Annotated in this window: 18 protein-coding genes and 1 pseudogene; 4 read left to right on the forward strand and 15 right to left on the reverse strand. The window is 42.6% G+C overall.

What is annotated here, in order from left to right; genetic code table 11:
* Positions 1 to 18: 18 nt before the first annotated feature.
* Entirely contained in the window at positions 19 to 1,692 is a 1,674-nt protein-coding gene (gene glnS / locus BKK48_RS00820) for a glutamine--tRNA ligase (protein WP_077426332.1), read from the reverse strand.
* A gap of 258 nt (positions 1,693 to 1,950) precedes the next feature.
* Between glnS and BKK48_RS00825 the strand changes: the two genes are divergently transcribed.
* From BKK48_RS00825 to BKK48_RS00840, 4 genes and pseudogenes are all read left to right on the forward strand, one after another.
* Complete coding sequence (locus tag BKK48_RS00825) at positions 1,951 to 3,126, forward strand: efflux RND transporter periplasmic adaptor subunit (RefSeq protein WP_077426333.1); 1,176 nt, start codon at positions 1,951 to 1,953, stop codon at positions 3,124 to 3,126.
* 16 nt (positions 3,127 to 3,142) lie between these two features.
* Positions 3,143 to 5,074, forward strand: coding sequence for a MacB family efflux pump subunit (locus tag BKK48_RS00830; RefSeq protein WP_077426334.1), 1,932 nt, complete (start codon positions 3,143 to 3,145; stop codon positions 5,072 to 5,074).
* Between the two features lie 75 nt (positions 5,075 to 5,149).
* On the forward strand, positions 5,150 to 6,517 hold the full coding sequence (tdeA, locus tag BKK48_RS00835) for a toxin/drug exporter TdeA (RefSeq protein ID WP_077426335.1): 1,368 nt from the start codon (positions 5,150 to 5,152) through the stop codon (positions 6,515 to 6,517).
* Between the two features lie 56 nt (positions 6,518 to 6,573).
* A pseudogene (locus BKK48_RS00840) lies at positions 6,574 to 7,212 on the forward strand (histidine phosphatase family protein).
* Between the two features lie 37 nt (positions 7,213 to 7,249).
* On the opposite strand, the gene rnm reads toward BKK48_RS00840, so the two are convergent.
* The 14 genes from rnm to pgi form a co-directional block, all read right to left on the reverse strand.
* A complete protein-coding gene (gene rnm / locus BKK48_RS00845; protein WP_077426336.1) occupies positions 7,250 to 8,095 on the reverse strand; it encodes an RNase RNM in 846 nt (281 codons plus the stop codon).
* The gene (gene pyrD / locus BKK48_RS00850; RefSeq protein WP_077426337.1) at positions 8,095 to 9,114 is read right to left on the reverse strand and encodes a quinone-dependent dihydroorotate dehydrogenase; all 1,020 of its coding nucleotides are present in this window, start codon (positions 9,112 to 9,114) and stop codon (positions 8,095 to 8,097) included. The genes rnm and pyrD overlap by 1 nt, the downstream gene beginning before the upstream one ends.
* Before the next feature lie 78 nt (positions 9,115 to 9,192).
* The gene (gene aroG, locus BKK48_RS00855; RefSeq protein WP_077426338.1) at positions 9,193 to 10,278 is read right to left on the reverse strand and encodes a 3-deoxy-7-phosphoheptulonate synthase AroG; all 1,086 of its coding nucleotides are present in this window, start codon (positions 10,276 to 10,278) and stop codon (positions 9,193 to 9,195) included.
* 106 nt (positions 10,279 to 10,384) lie between these two features.
* Positions 10,385 to 11,635 carry a lipoprotein-releasing ABC transporter permease subunit LolE gene (gene lolE, locus BKK48_RS00860; RefSeq protein ID WP_077426339.1) on the reverse strand — a complete coding sequence of 417 codons (1,251 nt, stop codon included), beginning with the start codon at positions 11,633 to 11,635 and terminating at the stop codon, positions 10,385 to 10,387.
* Complete coding sequence (gene lolD, locus BKK48_RS09810; protein WP_143538728.1) at positions 11,635 to 12,318, reverse strand: lipoprotein-releasing ABC transporter ATP-binding protein LolD; 684 nt, start codon at positions 12,316 to 12,318, stop codon at positions 11,635 to 11,637. The genes lolE and lolD overlap by 1 nt, the downstream gene beginning before the upstream one ends.
* Positions 12,319 to 12,321: 3 nt before the next feature.
* The gene (locus tag BKK48_RS09815) at positions 12,322 to 13,503 is read right to left on the reverse strand and encodes a lipoprotein-releasing ABC transporter permease subunit (RefSeq protein WP_143538730.1); all 1,182 of its coding nucleotides are present in this window, start codon (positions 13,501 to 13,503) and stop codon (positions 12,322 to 12,324) included.
* A gap of 1 nt (position 13,504) precedes the next feature.
* Entirely contained in the window at positions 13,505 to 14,452 is a 948-nt protein-coding gene (locus tag BKK48_RS00870; RefSeq protein ID WP_077426340.1) for a 2-hydroxyacid dehydrogenase, read from the reverse strand.
* 203 nt (positions 14,453 to 14,655) lie between these two features.
* Positions 14,656 to 15,510 (reverse strand): 3-deoxy-8-phosphooctulonate synthase, encoded by an 855-nt coding sequence (gene kdsA, locus BKK48_RS00875; RefSeq protein WP_077416910.1) that lies wholly within the window; start codon positions 15,508 to 15,510, stop codon positions 14,656 to 14,658.
* Positions 15,511 to 15,522: 12 nt separating this feature from the next.
* Positions 15,523 to 16,323 carry a SirB1 family protein gene (locus BKK48_RS00880; RefSeq protein ID WP_077426341.1) on the reverse strand — a complete coding sequence of 267 codons (801 nt, stop codon included), beginning with the start codon at positions 16,321 to 16,323 and terminating at the stop codon, positions 15,523 to 15,525.
* The gene (gene prmC, locus BKK48_RS00885; RefSeq protein WP_077426342.1) at positions 16,313 to 17,200 is read right to left on the reverse strand and encodes a peptide chain release factor N(5)-glutamine methyltransferase; all 888 of its coding nucleotides are present in this window, start codon (positions 17,198 to 17,200) and stop codon (positions 16,313 to 16,315) included. Before prmC ends, BKK48_RS00880 begins: the two co-directional genes overlap by 11 nt.
* Entirely contained in the window at positions 17,197 to 17,655 is a 459-nt protein-coding gene (locus tag BKK48_RS00890) for an RDD family protein (protein ID WP_077426343.1), read from the reverse strand. Before BKK48_RS00890 ends, prmC begins: the two co-directional genes overlap by 4 nt.
* 53 nt (positions 17,656 to 17,708) lie before the next feature.
* Positions 17,709 to 18,791, reverse strand: coding sequence for a peptide chain release factor 1 (gene prfA, locus BKK48_RS00895; RefSeq protein WP_077426344.1), 1,083 nt, complete (start codon positions 18,789 to 18,791; stop codon positions 17,709 to 17,711).
* A 173-nt stretch (positions 18,792 to 18,964) separates the two neighbouring features.
* On the reverse strand, positions 18,965 to 19,501 hold the full coding sequence (locus BKK48_RS00900; protein ID WP_077426345.1) for an elongation factor P hydroxylase: 537 nt from the start codon (positions 19,499 to 19,501) through the stop codon (positions 18,965 to 18,967).
* Positions 19,502 to 19,714: 213 nt separating this feature from the next.
* Positions 19,715 to 21,364, reverse strand: coding sequence for a glucose-6-phosphate isomerase (gene pgi / locus BKK48_RS00905; RefSeq protein WP_077426346.1), 1,650 nt, complete (start codon positions 21,362 to 21,364; stop codon positions 19,715 to 19,717).
* Between the last annotated feature and the right edge of the window lie 19 nt (positions 21,365 to 21,383).

Genomic DNA, 21,383 nt, shown 5'->3' on the forward strand with positions numbered 1-21,383 from the left:
CACTTTTGTTGATGAGAACTAAAAACTTTCTTTTAGGCTAACGGTGAGGTTAAACACTAAATGTTCAGGGCGGCTGTCTTTGCTGTCTGCACAGAAATAGCCTTCACGTTCAAATTGATAGCCTTTTTCAGCGGCTGCATTGCCAAGGCTTTGTTCGACAAATCCGTGTTTTACCACAAGGGAATTTGGATTGACCACTGAACAAATGTCTTCTTCTGCCCCCGGGTTTGAAACCGTAAAGAGTTTGTCATAAAGACGAAATTCTGCCGGATGGTTATGCAGCGCCGAAACCCAATGGATCACCCCTTTCACTTTTCGACCATCTGCCGGATTTTTGCCTAATGTGTCCGGATCATAGGTACAAAAGATCGTGGTGATTTCACCCTTCGCATCCTTTTCCACCCGCTCTGCTTTAATCACATAAGCATTGCGTAAACGTACCTCTTTACCTAACACAAGACGTTTATATTGCTTGTTGGCTTCTTCACGGAAATCCGCACGATCAATATAGATTTCTTTAGTGAAAGGCAATTGACGCTCGCCCATTTCCGGTCGATTAGGGTGATTGGGTGCAGTCAAAATTTCTTCGCCTTCAAAATTTTCGATAACCACTTTCACCGGATCAATCACCGCCATGGCACGGCACGCATTTTGGTTGAGATCATCACGAATACAGGCCTCTAACGCACTGTATTCCACCACATTATCTTGTTTGGTGACCCCAATACGGCGACAAAACTCACGGATAGATGCCGGTGTATAACCTCTACGGCGTAAACCTGAAATAGTCGGCATACGAGGATCGTTCCAACCGTCCACAATGCCATCTTCCACCAATTTCAATAATTTACGTTTTGAGGTGAGTGTTCCTTCTAAATTTAACCGGGAAAATTCATATTGATGTGGTAATGGACGTTCAATAGAAATATTATCCAATACCCAATCATACAAACGGCGATTATCTTGGAACTCTAATGTGCATAATGAATGAGTAATGCGTTCAAGAGCATCGGAAATGCAATGGGTGAAATCGTACATTGGGTAAATACACCATTTATCACCGGTTTGGTGGTGTTTGGCGAATTTAATCCGATAAAGCACGGGATCACGCATCACCATAAAAGGTGAAGCCATATCAATTTTCGCCCGTAAACTGGCCTTTCCTTCCGCAAACTCACCGTTTTTCATTTTTTCAAATAAGGCTAAGTTTTCCTCAACAGTGCGATCACGGTAAGGGCTGTTTTTACCCGGCTCTGTTAGCGTACCACGATATTCACGCATTTCTTCTGGAGAAAGCTCGTCCACATAAGCTAAGCCTTTTTTGATTAATTCAATAGCATAATCATAGAGCGTATCAAAATAATCCGAGGCATAATGCACCTTACCTGCCCATTTGAAGCCTAACCATTCCACATCTTCTTTAATGGAATCCACATATTCCACGTCTTCTTTTAAAGGGTTAGTATCATCAAAACGTAAATTACATAAACCGTTATAATCTTTCGCAATGCCAAAATTCAAGCAAATGGATTTCGCATGGCCGATATGCAAATAGCCGTTAGGCTCTGGTGGAAAACGGGTGTAAACCTCTTTGTGTTTACCGCTTGCTAAATCTTCATCAATAATTTGGGTAATAAAATTGTGCGGACGTGTATTTTCCGCATTGTCTAAACCATGTTCTGTATTGCTCATAATCTTCTCAATCAATAGAAAAATAATCCCGCTATTTTATACGTTTTGCCACTAAAAAGCGAGCTGTCAGAATAGCCCCTTTCTTTCCTAATTTTCAGCTAATTTTGCTATGTAAAAATTCATCATCAGGCTAAACCTATTAAAAGATAGCTTGTCTTATATCCAAATTTCTCGTGCAAAGCACCTGATTTATCATTAAAATACACAAACTGAACAAACGTTCATTAATTAAAATTTGATTATTGGAATAAAATCTCAATGAAAAAAATTTTCGTTATACTCGGACTTTTAATTATAGGCGGCATTGCCTACGCTTTTTTAGCCGGCAATAGCCATCAACAATCCTCTTATCTCACCGAAAACGTCATCCGTGGCAATATTGAAAAAACCGTGGTGGCCTCCGGTTCGATTAGTAGTATTAATGAAGTGGATGTCGGGGCGCAGGTTTCCGGTAAAATCACCAAACTTTATGTCACCCTTGGGCAAGAGGTGAAAAAAGGCGATTTAATTGCCGATATTGATTCCACCACGCAAATTAACAATCTCAACACTAAAAAAGCGGCCCTTGCCAGCTATCAGGCGCAATTAAAAGCCAAAGAAACGGCTCTAACAGTGGCGCAATCCGCCTATTCCCGTTATTCAAAATTATATGGGCAAAAAGCCACTTCGCTGGATGAACTAAACAATGCCAAAAACACTTTTGATGCAGCAAAATCCGAAGTCGATGCTTTAAAAGAATCCATTAAACAAGCGGAAATTGAAGTGAACACCGCAGAAACCAATGTGGGCTACACGCAAATTACCTCCCCTATTGATGGAACGATCATTTCCACACCGATTTCTGAAGGGCAAACCGTCAACTCCGCACAAACGACTCCAACTATCGTAACAGTCGCAGATTTAACTAAAATGCGAGTGAAACCGGAAATTTCAGAAGGCGATATCACTAAAGTGAAAGCCGGACAAGCCGTGAGTTTTACCATTTTGTCCGATCCTAACACCCACTATAAAGCGGTGATTTCCTCTGTTGATCCGGCAACCACCACTAAAAGCGACAATACCTCCACCTCATCAAGCAGCTCAAACACCTCAAGTAGCACAACGGCGGTCTATTATTACGCCAATTTAATTGTGGATAATCCTGACCGCACTTTGCGAATTGGAATGACAACGGAAAACAATATCAAAATTGCCGATGCACAAAATGTCTTGTTGGTTTCCAATATGGCAATTCAAAAAAGAGAGGGAAAAACCTTCGTCAACATTTTGAATGAAAACCATCAACCTGAAATGCGTGAAGTAGAAATTGGCGTACAAAACAATTTTCAAACGGAAGTTAAATCTGGTTTAGCCGAAGGTGAAAAGGTGATCGTGTCACAGGTTGCCGTTGGCGAACAGGTTGGGAATAGTGGTCGTGGGCCGAGAATGTTTTAAAGTGCGGTAAAATTTGATGAATATTATTGAAATTAATCAACTCAACCGCTACTTTGGCGAAGGCGAAAATCGGGTCCATATTCTCAAAAATATTTCCCTCACGATTGAGAAAGGCGATTTTGTGGCGATTATCGGACAGTCCGGTTCGGGAAAATCTACACTAATGAATATTATTGGTTGTTTGGATACGGCAACCAGTGGCTCTTACAAAATTGACGGTAAAGAAACCCATCAACTTTCAGCGGATCAACTTTCTGATTTACGAAGCCAAAAATTCGGATTTATTTTCCAACGTTATAATTTACTTTCCAGTCTCACTGCAGCAGAAAATGTGGCATTGCCCGCTATTTATGCAGGTCAGCCTCAAACCCAACGCCTTGATCGGGCAAAGCAATTGCTCGAAAAATTAGGCTTGGGCGATAAATGGCAAAATAAGCCAAGTCAGCTTTCCGGGGGGCAACAACAGCGTGTGAGTATTGCCCGAGCTTTAATGAACGGCGGTGAAATTATTTTAGCGGACGAACCCACCGGCGCATTGGATTCCCACAGCGGGCAAAATGTGATGGAAATCCTGCGTCAGCTCCACCATGAGGGGCATACCATCATTATGGTAACCCACGACCGTGACATTGCCGCCAGTGCAAACCGTGTTATTGAAATTAAAGATGGCGAAATCATTGCAGATAGCCAAAAAGAAAGGGTAAAAAGTGCGGTTGAAAATCAAGTCAAAATGAAACCGCACTTTGGCTTTAGCAAAGATCAGCTTATTGAGGCGTTTCGAATGTCCGTCAGTGCCATTGTCGCCCATAAAATGCGTTCGTTGCTCACCATGCTTGGGATCATTATCGGGATCACATCGGTAGTTTCCGTGGTGGCACTCGGCAACGGTTCACAACAAAAAATCCTTGAAAATATCAAAGGAATCGGCACCAGTACCATGACGATTTTCAATGGCACAGGCTTTGGCGATCGCCGTGCCGAGCAAATGCAAAATCTCACGGTCAATGATGCCAATGCGTTAAATCAGCAAAGCTATGTGCAAAGCGTGACACCGAATAGCTCCTCCAGTGGTACACTGGTGTACGGCAATCAAACCTTCTCCTCTACTAGCCTAAAAGGGGTTGGTGAGCAATATTTTGACGTGGAAGGGCTAAACCTTAAACAAGGCAATCTGTTTTCTGCACAAGATGTGCTGGAAAATAATCAAGTGGCGTTAATTGATGAAAGTGCGAAAAAAGCCATTTTTCCAAATGAATCCGCTTTAGGCAAAGTAGTGATGTTTAATAAACGCCCTTTGCGGATTATTGGTGTGGTATCTGACCGACAAATGGGCGGCGCAAGTAGCTCTTTGAATGTTTATGCGCCTTATACCACGGTGATGAACCGCATTTCCGGCAGCAAAAAAATCAGCTCTATTACGGTAAAAATCGCTGATGATGTGAATTCCACTGTGGCAGAAAAAGGCATCACCGAACTACTCAGCCTACGTCATGGCAAAAAAGATTTTTTCGTGATGAATAGCGACACCATTAAACAAACCATTGAAAGCACCACCGGCACAATGAAGCTGTTGATTTCTTCTATTGCTTTTATTTCGCTTATTGTTGGGGGGATTGGGGTGATGAATATTATGCTGGTTTCCGTCACGGAACGCACCAAAGAAATTGGCGTGCGAATGGCAATTGGTGCTCGTCAAACCAATATCTTGCAACAATTTTTGATTGAAGCGGTGTTGATTTGTTTAATCGGCGGTATTACCGGTATTTTGCTTTCCGGTTTAATCGGGCTGATATTTAACCTATTTATGACGGATTTCACCATGGCATTTTCCACCGCCTCGATTATCACTGCGGTGTTATTTTCAACACTTATTGGCGTGGTATTTGGCTACATGCCGGCAAAACGGGCGGCACAACTCAACCCAATCACCGCCCTTGCCCGAGAGTAGAAATAGATTTTGTAAAACCCTAAAATGCGGTTAAAATCAGCCGCACTTTTTTCACGATTTATGAAGGAAAAAACAATGTTAAAAATGAAAAAACTGACCCTTGCCATGGTAATGGCCATTACCCTTGCAGGCTGTGCCAATATTGGCGATTCTTACCAAACGAGCCTTGAGGACTATCAAAAATATGAAGAAATCACCAAACAATTCAATGTAAAAGAAAATTGGTGGGCACTTTATAATGATGCACAACTTAACCGTGTGGTGGAACAAGCGCTATTAAACAATAAAGATCTTGCCAAAGCGGCCGTTGCCGTTAATCGAGCGCTTTATAATGCAAACTTAGTCGGTGCCAATTTAGTGCCAAGCTTTAACGGTTCCACCTCATCCGGTGCACAACGTCGTGTTGATACTTCTGCAAGTTCAACCATTTCTCACACCGGTTCATTAAACGTGGCTTATACTCTTGATTTATGGCGTCGTTTAGCGGATTCCGCTGATGCCGCAGAATGGACGCACAAAGCCACGGCACAAGATTTAGAGGCCACAAAACTTTCCTTAATCAATTCGGTGGTCACCACCTATTATCAAATTGCTTATTTAAACGATGCTATCAGCACCACGGAAGAAAGCATCAAATATTACAATGATATCAGCAATATTATGCAACGCCGCCTAAGCCAAGGGGTAGCCGATGGGGCGAGTGTAGATCAAGCCCAACAATCGGTTTTAACCGCACGCAATAATTTGATTAGCTATCAAACCCAACGCAAAACAGCAGAACAAACCCTGCGTAATTTACTGAATTTAAAACCGGAAGAAGCCCTTAATATCACTTTCCCACATATTCTTAATGTAAAAAATGTGGGGGTGAATTTGAATGTACCGGTTTCTGTGATCGCCAATCGTCCTGATGTGAAAGGTAACCAATACCGTTTAAGCAGTGCCTTTAAAAACGCCAAAGCAACACAAAAAAGTTGGTTCCCGGAAATCACTTTGGGCGGCAGTTTAAGCTCAACGGGCAGCAAAGTAGGCAATGCGCTCCATAGCCCTGTTGCAGCCGGCACATTGGGAATTAGTTTACCTTTCCTCAACTGGAACACGGTGAAATGGAATGTGAAAATTTCTGAAGCGGATTATGAAACGGCACGTTTAAATTATGAGCAAAGCATCACCACCGCACTCAATGATGTGGAAACCAACTATTTTGCTTTCACTCAAGCACAAAGTGCCTTTGCCAACCAGCAAAAAACCTTTAACTACAATAAACGCATCACCCAATATTATCGTAATCGCTACAACGCTGGGGTGTCCGAATTGCGTGAGTGGTTAAATGCGGCAAATACCGAAAAAACCTCACAACTTGCTATTTTACAAGCAAAATATAGCTTAATTCAGGCAGAAAACGCCGTATATAGTTCAATGGCGGGCTATTATTCCCGTTAATGATGGTTAAATAAGGAAGTTTTGGCTTCCTTATTTTTTTACTCGGTTTATGAAAAATGAAAAAACAACTGACTTTTTATTTTATCCGCCATGGCAGAACCCTTTGGAATGAACAGGGTTTAATGCAAGGACATGGCGACTCGCCCCTCACGGAACAAGGCATTTTAGGCGCATAAAAAGCAGGAAAAGCATTACAGTCTATCCCCTTTGTCGCAGCTTATTCCAGCATTTTAAAACGCACCATTGATACGGCAGAATACATTATTGGCGAACGCAATATTCCGCTTTTCCAACATAAAGGGCTAAACGAACAATTTTTTGGAAAGTGGGAAGGTCAATGGGTTGAAACCTTGCGTGAGCAGGCTGAATTTAAACAAATGTTAAGCGATCCGGCAAATTACAAAGCCGAAACAAACGGTGGTGAAACCTTTGAACAACTCGCCGAGCGTGCCATGGCAGCCTTGCAGGATATCATAAAAATTCATGACAAGGGCAATATTCTCATCGTTTCCCACGGCCATACATTACGCTTACTTCTCGCTCTACTTGGCGGTGCGACCTGGCAAAATCACCGAGAAGAAGGTAAATCCGTTTCCCTGCTCAACACCGCTATTAGCGTTGTGCATTACGACAGTGAAAAAGGATTTAGCGTTGAAAAAGTCAATGATGTGGGGCATTTGGGAAATCTCCCCTAGCCCCTCTTTGTAAAAGAGGGGGATCTGTAAATCTCCCCTAGCCCCTCTTTGCAAAAGAGGGGAAGCTGTTCCAAATTGGTTCTACGCCCTCGGGGAGATCAAGATTTTTGCCTAATTCCACCCAACCGCAAGGAAAATGGAAATCCGATCCCACCGAGCCGAATAAACCAAACTCATTTGCCCAGCGGGCGAGCATTTGGCGTTGGTCTTTGGTTTGGCCGTAGCCGGAAATTTCCATGGCATCACCGCCCCAAGTTTTGAAATCAGCAATTAATTTGCGTATCCACTTTCCCGTTAGCTTGTAACGCAAAGGGTGTGCAATAACCGCCATTCCCCCTGCGGCCTGAATGGTTTCAATGGCGGTGGGAATATCCACCCACTCCGCTTTAACAAAAGCGGATTTTCCTTGTCCTAAATAGCGTTTGAAAGCCTGTCCGTCATTCGACACTTTACCAAGTTGGACTAAATATCGGGCATAATGAGCCCTTGTTACCTCTCCATTCGCCAAGGCTTTTGCGCCCTCATAAGCATTGGGAATACCGGCTTTTTCTAATTTCTCCCCAATTTCTTGCGCTCTTTTCTCACGCAGGGCTTTTTGCTTTGCCAAAAGTGCGGTCATTTTCGGGTGCGTTTTATCAAAATTCAGCCCCACAATATGAATTCCCCGCCCTTCCCAAGTGGTAGAAATTTCCACACCGGTAACCAATTCGATCCCCACCTCTTTTGCCGCTAAACGTGCCTCATCAATGCCGCAAACCGTATCATGATCGCATAATGCCAGCACATTTACGCCTTGCTCTGCGGCCCGTTGTACCACTTCAGTGGGGCTTAACACGCCATCTGATGCGGTGCTATGGCAATGTAAATCGTATATTTTTGTCATTATTTAATGGTTTTTACTAATTCTTTCACTAATTTCGGCCCGTGATAAATTAACCCGGAATACACCTGCAACAATTGAGCGCCGGCGGCCATTTTCTCTTGGGCATTTTGCACGCCATCAATGCCACCGCTACCAATAATCGGGATTTGCCCTTTCAATTCTTCATTTAATCGTTTAATGATCGCTGTGCTTTTCTGTTGCAACGGTTTACCACTTAATCCGCCCTGCTCTTCGGCATTTTTCAAACCGGCGACATTTTCACGGGAAACGGTGGTATTGGTGGCAATCACCCCATCCATTTTATGACGAACCAAGGCATCGGCAATTTGCACCAATTCTGCTTCCGACAAATCCGGTGCAATTTTCACCGCAATCGGCACATATTTATTATATTGATCCGCCAAAATTGCTTGGCGAGCCTTAATGCTTTGCAATAAATCATCAAAATAATCGCCGTATTGCAACTGACGCAAATCCGGCGTATTTGGTGATGAAATATTCACCGTAATATAACCGGCATAGTTATAGGCTTTATTCAAACAGAAAATATAATCGTCTTTGCCGTGTTCTAATGGGGTTTGTTTATTTTTACCGATATTGATGCCAATCACCCCACGATAGCGTGCTTTTTTCACATTTTCGATCAAATAATCAATGCCGTTATTGTTAAACCCATTGCGATTAATAATGCCTTCCGCTTCAATCAAACGAAATTGGCGGGGCTTCGCATTGCCATCTTGGGCAAGAGGGGTCACCGTGCCGACTTCCACGAAACCAAATCCCAACGCCCCAAAACCATCAATGGCATCGCCATTTTTATCCGCCCCCGCTGCTAATCCAATAGGGTTTGGAAAACGCACGCCCATCACGGTTTTCGCCAAACCTTTTGGCGTGCCAATAACGGATCTCAATAGTGGCTGCAACAACGGATGACCGGCAAATTTTAAACATTGGAGGGTGAAATTATGGGCGGTTTCCGCATCCATTTGAAAAATACATTGACGGAATAATTTATACATACTCGTTTATCTCTCAGGATAGTTGACTGTAAAAAAAGTGCGGTCAAAATCAACCGCACTTTGAAGATAGGGCTGTATTTATGAGTTGACTTTACGGCGTGCAATGGCCGCATCAGAAAGCTGTTTGAGTAAGATTTCTGTATCTTCCCAGCCGATACAGGCATCGGTGATGCTCTGTCCATAGGTGGCAGCTTTGCCGTTGACTAAATCTTGGCGGCCTTCCACTAAGTGGCTTTCAACCATTACACCAAAAATCTGTTTTGATCCGCCTGCGATTTGTTGGCAGACATCGTCACAAACTTCCATTTGTTTTTTAAATTGTTTGCTGCTGTTGGCGTGGCTGAAATCTACCATCACATGAGGAATACGGCCGGTTTTCTCAATTTCAGCACAGACTTTTGCCACATCTTCGGCACTGTAATTTGGCCCTTTATCGCCACCGCGTAAAATGATGTGGCAGTCTTCGTTACCTTTGGTTGAAACAATGGCAGAATGGCCAAATTTTGTAACCGATAAGAAATTATGAGGCGCTTCTGCCGAACCTACCGCATCTAATGCCACTTTTACGCCACCATTTGTGGCATTCTTGAACCCTACGGCACAAGATAAACCGGAAGCCAATTCACGGTGAACCTGTGATTCGGTCGTGCGTGCACCAATCGCTCCCCAGCTCATGAAATCGGCGACATATTGTGGGGTAATCATATCCAAAAATTCACCAGCTGAAGGGACGCCAAGATTATTAATATCAGAGAGTAATTTACGGGCAATGCGTAACCCGTCATTTAAACGATAAGTATCATTTAAGTAAGGATCGTTGATTAAACCTTTCCAACCCACTGTGGTGCGTGGTTTTTCAAAGTAAACACGCATAATAATTTCTAGGCTGTCTTTGTATTTTTCACGCAAAGGTTTTAAACGATTGGCATATTCCACGGCAGCTTTTGGATCATGAATAGAGCAAGGGCCAATAACCACTAGTAGTCTGTCATCTTTACCATGAATAATATTGTGTGCCTCTTGGCGGGTTTGTTTAACCAGTGCCGCAGCTTCTTCGCTGGCAGGGAATTTTTCTAATAAGGCGATTGGCGGTAAAACCTGATCAATCTTTTCGATACGCGTATCATCATTTGCGACAACGATTTTAACTTTTTCTTTTGTCATACATCACTCTCTTTTATTTTTAAATATTGTGTTTGAAAATTGCAAATACTCTACACTTATTTCTTGTACTAGTAAACTAGTTCATTGTGAAATAATTTACGTTTGTTTAATGACTACTCAACACTCGAGCCGGTTGGAGTTTGGCTGCCCGACTTGCCGGATAAAGGCTCGCCAAAAGACTTAAGACTAACGCTGCCACTAAAACTAACAAAACATCTTGCCAATGAAGCTCGCTAGGAAGAAAATCGACAAAATAAATGCCATCCGATAGCAATTGCTTTCCGGTTAAATATTCTAAGCCTTGAATAAGCGAAGTTAAATTCAACGCTAAAATGACGCCAAGAACGATGCCTATTAAACACCCTTTCATTCCTGCTTGCAAGCCGTACCATATAAAAATACGTTTAATAAATCCATTATTCGCCCCCAGTGTACGCATAATAGCAATGTCGCCTTGTTTATCTTTGACGGCCATAATCAATGTGGAAACGATATTGAAACAAGCCACCCCGATCACAAGCACCATTGCAATATACATGACAGTGCGGATCAGTTGAATATCACGATACATATAACCGAATTTAGCAATCCAGTTTTGCACATAAAGCAATTGTGGATAATCGTTCAGCTCAGAATAAGTCAGTGATTGAACCCTAAAAGGATCAGCAACTTGAATCTCTACACCACTAATTTGATCTGCCCGATAGCCCAGTAGGGCTTGTGCCTGTGGCAATGAAAGTAGGGCATAACTGTGATCAAGCTGACCGTCTAAACGCAAAATACCCGTGACTTGCACACGCTCTCGATGGGGTTGGGATAATTGTGCTTCCTCATTAGGTTGTGATATTAACAAAGAAACCCAATCGCCCTCTTTCACCTCAAGGGCTTTGGCAATACCGGAACCCAGTACTAATCCGCCCTCTTTTGCAAATTGTTGCCAGCCATTTCCCTCCACAAATTTTCCGAGTGAACTCACTTGATCTTGTGCAACTTTATCCACCCCTTTCACTTGCACGACTTTGAGTTTGTTGCCGTTTTCAACCAATGCCGTGAAACTAACAAAAGGTGAAAGTGCGGTGATTTTTTCATTCGTTTTTAACTTTTCTGCAAGGTTTTGCCAATGATTAATGGTTTTCTCATCGGCACTTTCATTCACCGTGATTTCAGCATGGGGAACCACCGCTAAAATACGTTGATTTAACTCCCGCTCAAAACCGTTCATGGCACTCAATCCTACAATCAATACGGCCACACCCAACGCAATGCCAATCGCTGAGAATTTGGCAATCAGTGCCACTAAGGGATTTTTTTGCTTACCACGCTGATAACGCCAGCTAATAAAAAACGGAGTATTCATTAGATACCTTCCCTTAATACCCCATCTTGCATCGTTAGACGGCGGGATAATTTTTCTGCTAAAGCCATATCATGGGTGACTAACAAAAAAGCGATATTTTGTTCTTGATTTAATGTTTGAATTAACTCAAAAATGCTTTCTGTGGTTTTATGATCCAAATTTCCCGTGGGTTCATCCGCCAATACTAAAGCGGGATGATTCACCAACGCTCGGGCAATGGCGACACGTTGACGCTCCCCCCCTGAAAGGGCTGAGGGACGATGAGCAATGCGATGACTTAACCCCACTGCATTGAGCATTTTTTCAGCACGATCTTTCGCCTCTGTTTTATTTTGGCGACCAATCAACAGCGGCATCATCACATTTTCAAGGGCTGAAAAATCGGCCATTAAATGATGAAACTGATACACAAAACCCAAATGCTGATTTCGCAATTTTGCCAACTCCGCTTCAGAGGCTTTTTGCAGTGACTGCCCTTTAATGAACACTTCCCCACTAGTTGGCTGATCTAAGCCGCCTAAAGTATGCAACAGCGTGCTTTTCCCAGAACCGGAACTGCCCACAATGGCCACCAATTCATTCGGTTGCATCGCAAAAGATACCCCTTTGAGTACTTGAGTTTGGTTATCACCTTCTTGATAAAATTTACTGATATTTTCGCACTGTAATAGATACTGACTCATACTTTACTCATAGCGTAATGCTTCCGCCGGTTCTGTTTTTGCCGCACGATAAGCTGGATAAATGGTTGATAATAAAGATAATAAAAGAGAAAAAGCAATGACAAAGCAAATTTGCCATCCCTCTAATGTGGTGGGTAAAAATACACTATTTGGATTGATCGCAGCAATGATCGAGGTCAAATTCAGCGTAATCAACACCCCCAATAGCGCCCCAATTAAGGTTCCGACCAATCCCACAAGCAGTCCTTGATAAATAAATATCGAACGCACTTTCGATTTTGTTAAGCCTTGGGTTTGCAAAATGGCGATTTCTCCTTGTTTATCCACCACCATAAGGCTTAGAGAAGTGACAATATTAGAAATCGCTACCACGATAATGAGGCTAATTAATAACCCCATCATATTTTTTTCCATACGCACTGCTTGGAAAAATTCGCCTTTTTGTTCCCGCCAATCGGTGATTTGTTGCTGAGGGAAATAGGTGGGCAATTCCGTAATTAAGAAAGGATCGGTCAAAAATAAACGGTAGCCTTGTGCTTGTTCCGGTTGAATACGCATTAGTCGCCCAATATCCGATAAATTGGCAAAGGCTTGATAACCGGATGCTTCGCTATAATCGAAATAAATGTCACTTACCGTAAATAAACGCTGCATAGGCACTCGCCCAAAGGGAGTGTATTGGCTGTTTTCCGTTATCATTAAACGAATTTTATCGCCCACATTTACGCCTAGTTTTTCCGCCAACTGATTGCCAATCACCAATTTAAATTCACCGGCGGGCAATAAGCGGTTAAAAGAAACCTGATCTAGGCTTTCCAATAAAGGATCATCAGAAAAGGCTTGTATGCCAATCACTTGCCCGGCACTCACGCCTTTGGCGGTTTGATAAATCACCTTTGTGGTGTTAATCGGCACGGCTTTTTGCACAAAGTGCGGTGGATTTTCTAACGGTTTTTTTATCGAAATCGGTTGTGCTTGGCTTACAATGGCATGGGGAATGGAGGAAAGCACCTGTTGCTTTTGATAGCCCTCCAATCCATTCATTACCGAAAGGACGATAATCAATGCCATCACACCTAAAACAATGCCTAAACTGGCGAGGTTCGTGACTAATCGACCAAAGCGATCGGCACTTTTCGCTCGCCAATAACGTAAGGCAATAGAAAGAGAAATGGGTAAATTCATATTACTTTTGGTTTAATTGTGCGACAAATTCTTCCATATTTTGCGTCACTTTTTTCACTAATGTCGTCACCGCACTATCACTCGCCCAAGCAATATGAGGCGTGATAATTAAGTTTGGCATGGTTTTTGCCGCAACAATCAATGGATTGTCTTTTTCCGGTGGCTCTTTAATCATCACATCTAAGGCTGCCCCCCCTAAATGCCCACTGGTTAATGCGTTTAATAACACCTTTTCATCGACTAAAGGGCCACGTCCTGTGTTAATTAAAAACGCCCCTTTTTTCATTTGTGACAGGGTTTCTTCATTAATTAAATTTTCAGTACTTGGTGTTAATGGACAGTGCAACGTAAGAATATCCGCTTGCTTTAATACCTCACTAAAAGGGGTATATCCCTCACGGCAAGTTGCCGCATCTTTATGTTCGGCATAAAGCACATTCATTCCCAAAGCTTGCGCTAAACGGCCCACTTCCGATCCTAAACAGCCTTTTCCTACCACTCCTAAGGTAGAACCCCGCACATCGGTAATAGGATAATCGAAGTAACAAAACTGTTGGCTTTCCCCCCATTTTGCCGATGTTTGATCACGCAGCCAACCGGCAAGACTGTGTTTTAAGGAGAAAATCAACCCCAACACATGCTCCGGCACAGTAACACTTGAATACCCTGTCACATTCTTCACTTCAACGCCCAATTCTTTTGCAGCAACTAAATCAATGTTATTAGTTCCTGTGGCGGTAATCGCAATGAGTTTAAGTTTCGGCAATTGCTCGAGAGTTTTACGATCAAAAATCACTTTACTGGTGATCACAATATCCGCATCTTTCGCCCGTTCAATGGTTTGGGAGGCGGAGGTATGAGGATATTCAATCCATTCATGCTCAAAGTTTGGGCGAGGAATAGGAATATGTTTTGGAATAGCCGTACTGTCTAAAAATACAATTTGCATGATGTTCTCCTTTTTTGAGTTAAAAGTGCGGTCAAAATTTCGGTTATATTGCAAATGCACAAAAACAGTCATTTCAATGAAATGTGGGGCACACTGTGTGTCCGGTTATCATCTATTTTATAGTGGACACACGCAGTGTGTCCCTACAAATAAACAACATATCATCTCAAAAAAATCTTCCTATTTTTAACCGCACTTTGCCATTAAATTGAGGTATCCAATTCCGGGAAAGATTTGACTAAATCGTCAATGGCTTTCATTTGTGAAACAAACCCTTCCAAGGCAGACAACGGCAAGGCTGATGGGCCATCACATTTGGCTTGATTTGGGTTTGGGTGGGCTTCTAAAAATAAACCGGCAATGCCCACTGCTAAACCTGCTCGAGCAAGTTCTGTCACTTGCTCACGGCGACCACCTGATGCGGCACCAAAAGGATCACGGCATTGGAGTGAGTGGGTTACATCAAAAATCACCGGGCTTCCTTTTGATACTTTTTTCATCACACTGAAACCAAGCATATCAACGATTAAATTATCGTAACCGAAATTTGTTCCTCGATCACAAAGAATGACTTTATCATTGCCACATTCTTCGATTTTTTCCACAATATTGCCCATTTGACCCGGGCTTAAAAACTGGGGTTTTTTCACATTAATCACCGCACCAGTGCGTGCCATGGCTTCCACCAGATCCGTTTGGCGGGCTAAAAAGGCAGGAAGTTGGATCACATCCACCACATCGGCTACCGGCTGACATTGATAAATTTCATGCACATCGGTGATGATTTTCACGCCGAAGGTGGCTTTTAATTCTTGGAAAATCTTTAATCCTTCTTCCATACCCGGTCCTCGGTATGAATGAATAGAGGAACGATTAGCTTTGTCAAAAGAAGCTTTAAAAACATAAGGGACATTGAGTTTTTCCGTCACTTTCACATAGGCTTCACACACCTGCATTGCCATATCACGACTTTCAAGGACATTCATTCCGCCAAAAAGCACAAAAGGTTTGTCGTTTGCTACGTCAATATGACCAATTTTTACACATTTGTTTTGCATAAGTTTTCCTTATTAATGAATAGACTGGCGATCTTTACCCATCTCGCCTTTCAGTTCTAAAAGTTGTACCCGAATCAAGGCAGCCGTGGGATCTTTCGGGCATTTATCCACAAAATATTCTAAATCCTTCAATGCTGCAGGATAAGCCCCAATTTGTGCCAATACAATTCCCCGATCACGGATATGGTAGGGATCTTCAGACCAACGAATGAGGTGTTCGATATAACGAAATGCGATCTCATTGTGTTCTTCCCGAATAAGGGCGTTTTTAGCAAGCTGCTCAAACCGCTCAGTCAAAAGTTTAAAATCTGCCCGTTCCAGTTCCTGTGGTTGCATTTGCGCACCAAACCCAAAGGTGGCTTCATACAATTGTTGTAATTTTTCTTGAGAAATATCGCTCCCGTTCCAAGGATCGATAAAGATCACTTTGTCATCAAGCTCTATGCGTAAAATTAATTGGGTAGGAAAATTGACCGGGTAAATCGGTAAATCAAAGACCTCGGCAAGATATAAGATGATCGCCCCTAGGCTAACCGGCATTCCCTCACGATATTCTAAAACATAGGGCAAATAGAGATTTCGTGCATAAAAATAATGTTCTGGATCGCAATGAAAGCCCCAGTCATCATAGACTAATTGCAGAAGACGATAAATGCGATCTTCCACTGTCCAATCCGGTGAAATTTCACGACGTGCTTTGCGAACAAAATGCCCCATTTTGCCACGCAATTGGGCTTCTGAGCTTTCATCATCAGAAACAATATGATAAAAACTCACAAATTCATCGTATAACGCTCTTCGATTATATTTCATGACTTTTCCAAAAACCGTAGGTAACCCGCTCATTGTCACCATAATCACGAAGGGTTGCAATCTTTTCCCAATGATTTTTCGCAAAAATTGACCGCACTTTTTCGCCTTGTTGCCAGCCATGTTCCAATAACAATGCGCCACCCTCATTCAAATATGCTGGGGCCTGTTCAATGATGTGGCGTAAATCACCATAGCCTTGTTCGGTTGCCACTAAGGCAGAAAGGGGTTCAAAACGCACATCACCTTGGCTTAAATGTTCATCGTTTTTATCAATGTAAGGAGGATTGCTGACAATCAAATCAAACGTTCCTTCAACCTGTTCAAACCATTGGCTTTGGAAAAAAAGCACATTGAGTTGATTTTTTTCTGCATTTGATTTTGCCAATGCCACCGCTTCAGGGATCACATCAATCCCAATAACCGTTAATTCGGTCGCTTGTTTTTCACAGATCCTTGTTAATTCTGAGGCCAAGGCCAAGGCAATTGCTCCTGTCCCCGTGCCAAGATCTAAGAGGCGAAAGTGCGGTGGATTTTTTTGCAGTTTTTCCTTTGCTATCCTCAATGCCTGTTCAACCAAAATCTCTGTATCAGGACGAGGGATTAAAGTGCTTTCCGCAACATTTAATGACAATGACCAAAATTCTTTTTCGCCTAAAATATAGGCAATTGGTTCGCCTTTTAAACGGCGATCTAAAAGTGCGGTTAAATTTGACCGCACTTTTTCCTCAATTTCCGTTTCGTCAAAGGCTAAAATCTGTGTACGGGATTTTCCGGTGGCAAACTGTAATAGTACCAACGCATCGGTTTTGCCATTTTCTTGTGGGTTGGCTTGGTTTAAGGCATTTGAGGCTTGTGCCAACCATTGTTGATAATTCATGATTTTGTAGTTTGAACAACCTGTGTGCCAACAATTAAATCCGTTAAAGAGCGGCGATCATCACGCACAAGCGCCACAATTCCACTGATAATGAGTAAAAAACTTGTCCAAGCAAACAGAAAATCAATGGCTTCCCGCCCAAGATATTTGCCAAAGCTTAAGGGTTGTTGACTTTGATAATCCAATACACGCAACCCTAACCAGCGTTTTGCGACAGTTTGTCCATAGGTTTTGATGAAATAAATTTGCAAACCTAAACACAGTAAAATAGACAATAAGCCGATAAAATCCCCAAACATAAAGCCCAAAGCGAGGATTACCCATGACAATACGTTATTCATCAAACTGGCAAGCCAGCGTTTAAAACGGCTTGCCAGCACCGGCTGTGAGGCTTGAGAATATGAAGAAAATTCTGCATCTTGCATTTTTTTATCCTTTGGATTTTCAACGAGCATTTTATTTTTCCCTAAAAGTAAAAAAGAGCATCTGAGATCAGATGCCCTATCCGTTAATTTGTTTCAGATAATGCCGCCAACTGATCTGCCTGATATTCCGTGATAATCGGTTGGATCAGCTCATCAATTTTACCGTTCATCACTTCGTCTAAACGATAAAGAGTTAAATTTATGCGGTGATCGGTCACCCGCCCTTGTGGATAGTTATAGGTGCGGATTTTATCTGAGCGATCACCTGATCCTAATAAATTACGGCGCATATCCGTTTGTTCTGCCGCTTGGCGTTCTTGCTCTGCTTGAACAATGCGTGAGGCAAGCACAGACATGGCTTTCGCCTTGTTTTTGTGCTGTGAGCGTTCATCCTGACATTCCACCACGATCCCCGTTGGAATGTGAGTAATACGCACTGCAGAATCGGTGGTATTAACGTGTTGCCCCCCCGCACCTGATGAACGGTAGGTATCAATACGCAAATCCGCAGGATTGATTTCCGGCATTTCCGATTCCGGCAATTCCGGCATCACGGCTACGGTGCAAGCGGAGGTGTGAATACGCCCTTGCGATTCGGTTTTCGGCACACGTTGTACACGATGCCCGCCCGATTCAAATTTGAGCTGACCATACACACCTTCACCACTAACTTTTACAATCACTTCTTTATAACCGCCCTGCTCGCTTTCGTTAGCACTAAGCATTTCCACACGCCAGCGTTTGCTTTCCGCATAACGGCTATACATACGGAATAAATCACCGGCAAAAATGCCTGCTTCATCGCCCCCGGTTCCGGCACGAATTTCTAAATAACAGTTATATTCATCATTCGGATCTTTTGGCAATAAGAGAATTTGAAGCTGTTGTTCCACCGCTTCGATTTCCTCTTTGGATTCGTCAATTTCCATTTGTGCCATTTCTTTCATTTCCGGATCATCGAGCAACAATTGTGCTTCTTCCACGTTGCGATTAAGCTGTGTCCAGCGATGAAAACATTTCACTACATCTTCCAGTTGTGCATACTCTTTAGAATAAGCACGAAATTTATCTTGATCACTAATCACCGAAGCATCGCCGAGCAAGGCTTCTAATTCTTCATAACGTTCTTTTAAACTTTCAAGTTTTGCAATAATGGATTCTTTCATCTTCTTTATTCTTTTCTCTTTCAAACCGCCAATAAAATCGGCGTATTCTAGCTGATTTTAAGGAAAATTGACAGCCTAGAAAGTGCGGTCAGTTTTGGCTGCGTTTTTTCAACATAGGCTTTGGCAACGGTGTCGAAACCCTAAATCACACCTAGTAGTGAGGGATAAAATAATTAAATTCGAGTAACATCAAATTTGCTTAAATCAATGCGATCTTCTGTGCCATAAAATTCAGCTAAGGCTTTTCGTAACTTTTCTGCCCGTTTAGGCAAGCCTTTTTGTGCATAGATTTTAACTTGTTCATAAACCGCTTGTTTGAAAGGTTGGGTATCCCCGGGATTGCCATTGAGATTATCGGCACTGGCAAAATAACGAAAACCGGCAGCAGTAGCAAGAATCCACTCTAAAGCTTGCGGTTTGACTTCCACTTTTTCAAAATCACGCTGGCGTTCCTCAGAGCGTCCATCCGGTTCATACCAATAACCAAAATCTTCTAATTGACGGCGTGCTTTGCCTGCCACCAGCCAGTGGGCAATTTCGTGCAATGCACTACTATAAAAGCCCCGTGCAAAATAAATGGCATGATAAGGCACATCTTCATTTGCCGGGATATAGATGGGTTCTTCGCCCCCTTTGACAAGGCGGGTATTATATTCTTGTTCAAAACATTGATTAAAAATGGCGATAATATCGGCGAGTTGATGTTCCATTTGTCATATAAAAAAGTGGGAGAAATCACGCTCATTGAGCATTTCATTCAAACTAAAAACAGGCCGGCAGTATATCACAAGAACGCTTTGCCCGTGAAATCGCTGAGGGGAATTTTCGTCCGTTATATGCGCTTCCCTTACCAATGGGACAATATAAAAAAACCAAGTAGGTGACATCCCTACTTGGTTCTTTAATTTTTATGCTGACATCATTTATCGCCAAGCTTTGAATTGGTTAATCAATCCGTTTGTTGAGCTGTCATGGCTTGATACCTTTTCACTGCCCGCTAATTCCGGCAGGATACGGTTAGCCAGTTGTTTGCCCAGCTCCACCCCCCATTGATCAAAGCTGAAAATATTAAAAATCACCCCTTGAACGAAAATTTTATGTTCGTACATGGCAATCAATGCCCCCAATGTGAATGGCGTAATTTTTTGCAGTAAAATCGAATTGGTCGGTTTGTTACCGGTAAACACTTTAAATGGAACGATGTCCTTCACTTCCTCTAAAGTTTTACCCGCTTTCACAAATTCCGCTTCCACCTCTTCTTTGGTTTTACCAAAGGCAAGGGCTTCCGTTTGGGCAAAGAAGTTAGACAACAATTTGTTATGATGATCCGCCAATGGATTATGGCTTTGTGCCGGTGCAATAAAATCACAAGGAATTAACGTTGTGCCTTGGTGAATTAATTGATAGAAAGCATGCTGACCGTTTGTACCCGGCTCACCCCAAATGATTGGGCCGGTTTGATAGCTATCAATCGCATTGCCGTTCCGATCCACATATTTACCATTTGATTCCATATTGCCTTGTTGGAAATAAGCGGCAAAGCGGTGTAAATATTGGTCATAAGGCAAAATAGCTTCCGTTTGTGCGCCCAAGAAATTAGTATTCCACAATCCCACAAGCGCTAATGTGGTCGGGATATTTTGTTCAATCGGGGCAGTGCGGAAATGTTGATCCATTTCATAGGCCCCCGTCAATAATTGCTCAAAGTTCTCAAACCCAATGGAAAGGGCAATAGATAAACCAATGGCAGACCATAGGGAATAGCGTCCCCCTACCCAATCCCAAAATTCAAACATGTTATCCGTATCAATACCAAACTCTGCCACCGCTTTGCTATTGGTAGAAAGCGCAGCAAAGTGTTTTGCCACCGCACTTTTATCTTTGGCAGCAGATAATAACCAATCACGCGCACTTTCGGCATTGGTCATGGTTTCTTGTGTGGTGAAGGTTTTCGAAGCCACCAAGAAAAGCGTGGTTTCCGGATTGACTTTCTTCAAGGTTTCAGCGATATGCGTGCCATCCACATTAGAAACAAAATGCATACTGAGATGATTTTTATAAGGACGTAGGGCTTCGGTCACCATATAAGGGCCTAAATCCGACCCACCAATCCCGATATTCACCACATCAGTAATGGCTTTTCCGGTATAACCTTTCCATTCCCCGGAAATCACACGCTGGCAAAATGCTTTCATTTTCGCCAAAACCGCATTCACTTCCGGCATCACATCTTTTCCATCAACGATCACCGGAGAATTAGCCCGATTACGCAAGGCGGTATGTAATACAGCACGGTTTTCGGTACGGTTAATTTTTTCCCCACTAAACATGGCCGCTTTGGCACTGTCTAAGGAACATTCTTGTGCCAGTTGGCGAAGCAGTGAAAGGGTTTGTTGAGTGATGTTGTTTTTTGAGAAATCGACTAAGATTTGATCCTGAAAAGTTAAGGAATAATCTTGAAAACGATCTTTTTCTTTTTGGAATAAATCACCAATAGTGACATTTGCCAATTCGCTTTGGTGCGTTTCTAGTGCTTTCCAAGCCTTTGTCGTGGTCGGATTGATATTTTTCATTGTCTTTCCCTCTCTATAA

Source organism: Rodentibacter heidelbergensis (assembly GCF_002000125.1).
In the GTDB taxonomy this organism is placed as follows: domain Bacteria; phylum Pseudomonadota; class Gammaproteobacteria; order Enterobacterales; family Pasteurellaceae; genus Rodentibacter; species Rodentibacter heidelbergensis.

Excerpts from the sequence above, each read along its gene's own strand:
- BKK48_RS00890 (WP_077426343.1), bottom strand. The coding sequence starts at position 17,655 with ATGCTCGTTGAAAATCCAAAGGATAAAAAAATGCAAGATGCAGAATTT.
- BKK48_RS00900 (WP_077426345.1), bottom strand. The coding sequence starts at position 19,501 with ATGGAACATCAACTCGCCGATATTATCGCCATTTTTAATCAATGTTTT.
- BKK48_RS09815 (WP_143538730.1), bottom strand. The coding sequence starts at position 13,503 with ATGAATTTACCCATTTCTCTTTCTATTGCCTTACGTTATTGGCGAGCG.
- BKK48_RS00880 (WP_077426341.1), bottom strand. The coding sequence starts at position 16,323 with ATGAAATATAATCGAAGAGCGTTATACGATGAATTTGTGAGTTTTTAT.
- pyrD (WP_077426337.1), bottom strand. The coding sequence starts at position 9,114 with ATGTATAAATTATTCCGTCAATGTATTTTTCAAATGGATGCGGAAACC.
- lolD (WP_143538728.1), bottom strand. The coding sequence starts at position 12,318 with ATGAGTCAGTATCTATTACAGTGCGAAAATATCAGTAAATTTTATCAA.
- kdsA (WP_077416910.1), bottom strand. The coding sequence starts at position 15,510 with ATGCAAAACAAATGTGTAAAAATTGGTCATATTGACGTAGCAAACGAC.
- tdeA (WP_077426335.1), top strand. The coding sequence starts at position 5,150 with ATGTTAAAAATGAAAAAACTGACCCTTGCCATGGTAATGGCCATTACC.
- rnm (WP_077426336.1), bottom strand. The coding sequence starts at position 8,095 with ATGACAAAAATATACGATTTACATTGCCATAGCACCGCATCAGATGGC.
- lolE (WP_077426339.1), bottom strand. The coding sequence starts at position 11,635 with ATGAATACTCCGTTTTTTATTAGCTGGCGTTATCAGCGTGGTAAGCAA.
- prmC (WP_077426342.1), bottom strand. The coding sequence starts at position 17,200 with ATGAATTATCAACAATGGTTGGCACAAGCCTCAAATGCCTTAAACCAA.
- aroG (WP_077426338.1), bottom strand. The coding sequence starts at position 10,278 with ATGACAAAAGAAAAAGTTAAAATCGTTGTCGCAAATGATGATACGCGT.
- BKK48_RS00870 (WP_077426340.1), bottom strand. The coding sequence starts at position 14,452 with ATGCAAATTGTATTTTTAGACAGTACGGCTATTCCAAAACATATTCCT.
- BKK48_RS00825 (WP_077426333.1), top strand. The coding sequence starts at position 1,951 with ATGAAAAAAATTTTCGTTATACTCGGACTTTTAATTATAGGCGGCATT.
- glnS (WP_077426332.1), bottom strand. The coding sequence starts at position 1,692 with ATGAGCAATACAGAACATGGTTTAGACAATGCGGAAAATACACGTCCG.
- prfA (WP_077426344.1), bottom strand. The coding sequence starts at position 18,791 with ATGAAAGAATCCATTATTGCAAAACTTGAAAGTTTAAAAGAACGTTAT.
- BKK48_RS00830 (WP_077426334.1), top strand. The coding sequence starts at position 3,143 with ATGAATATTATTGAAATTAATCAACTCAACCGCTACTTTGGCGAAGGC.
- pgi (WP_077426346.1), bottom strand. The coding sequence starts at position 21,364 with ATGAAAAATATCAATCCGACCACGACAAAGGCTTGGAAAGCACTAGAA.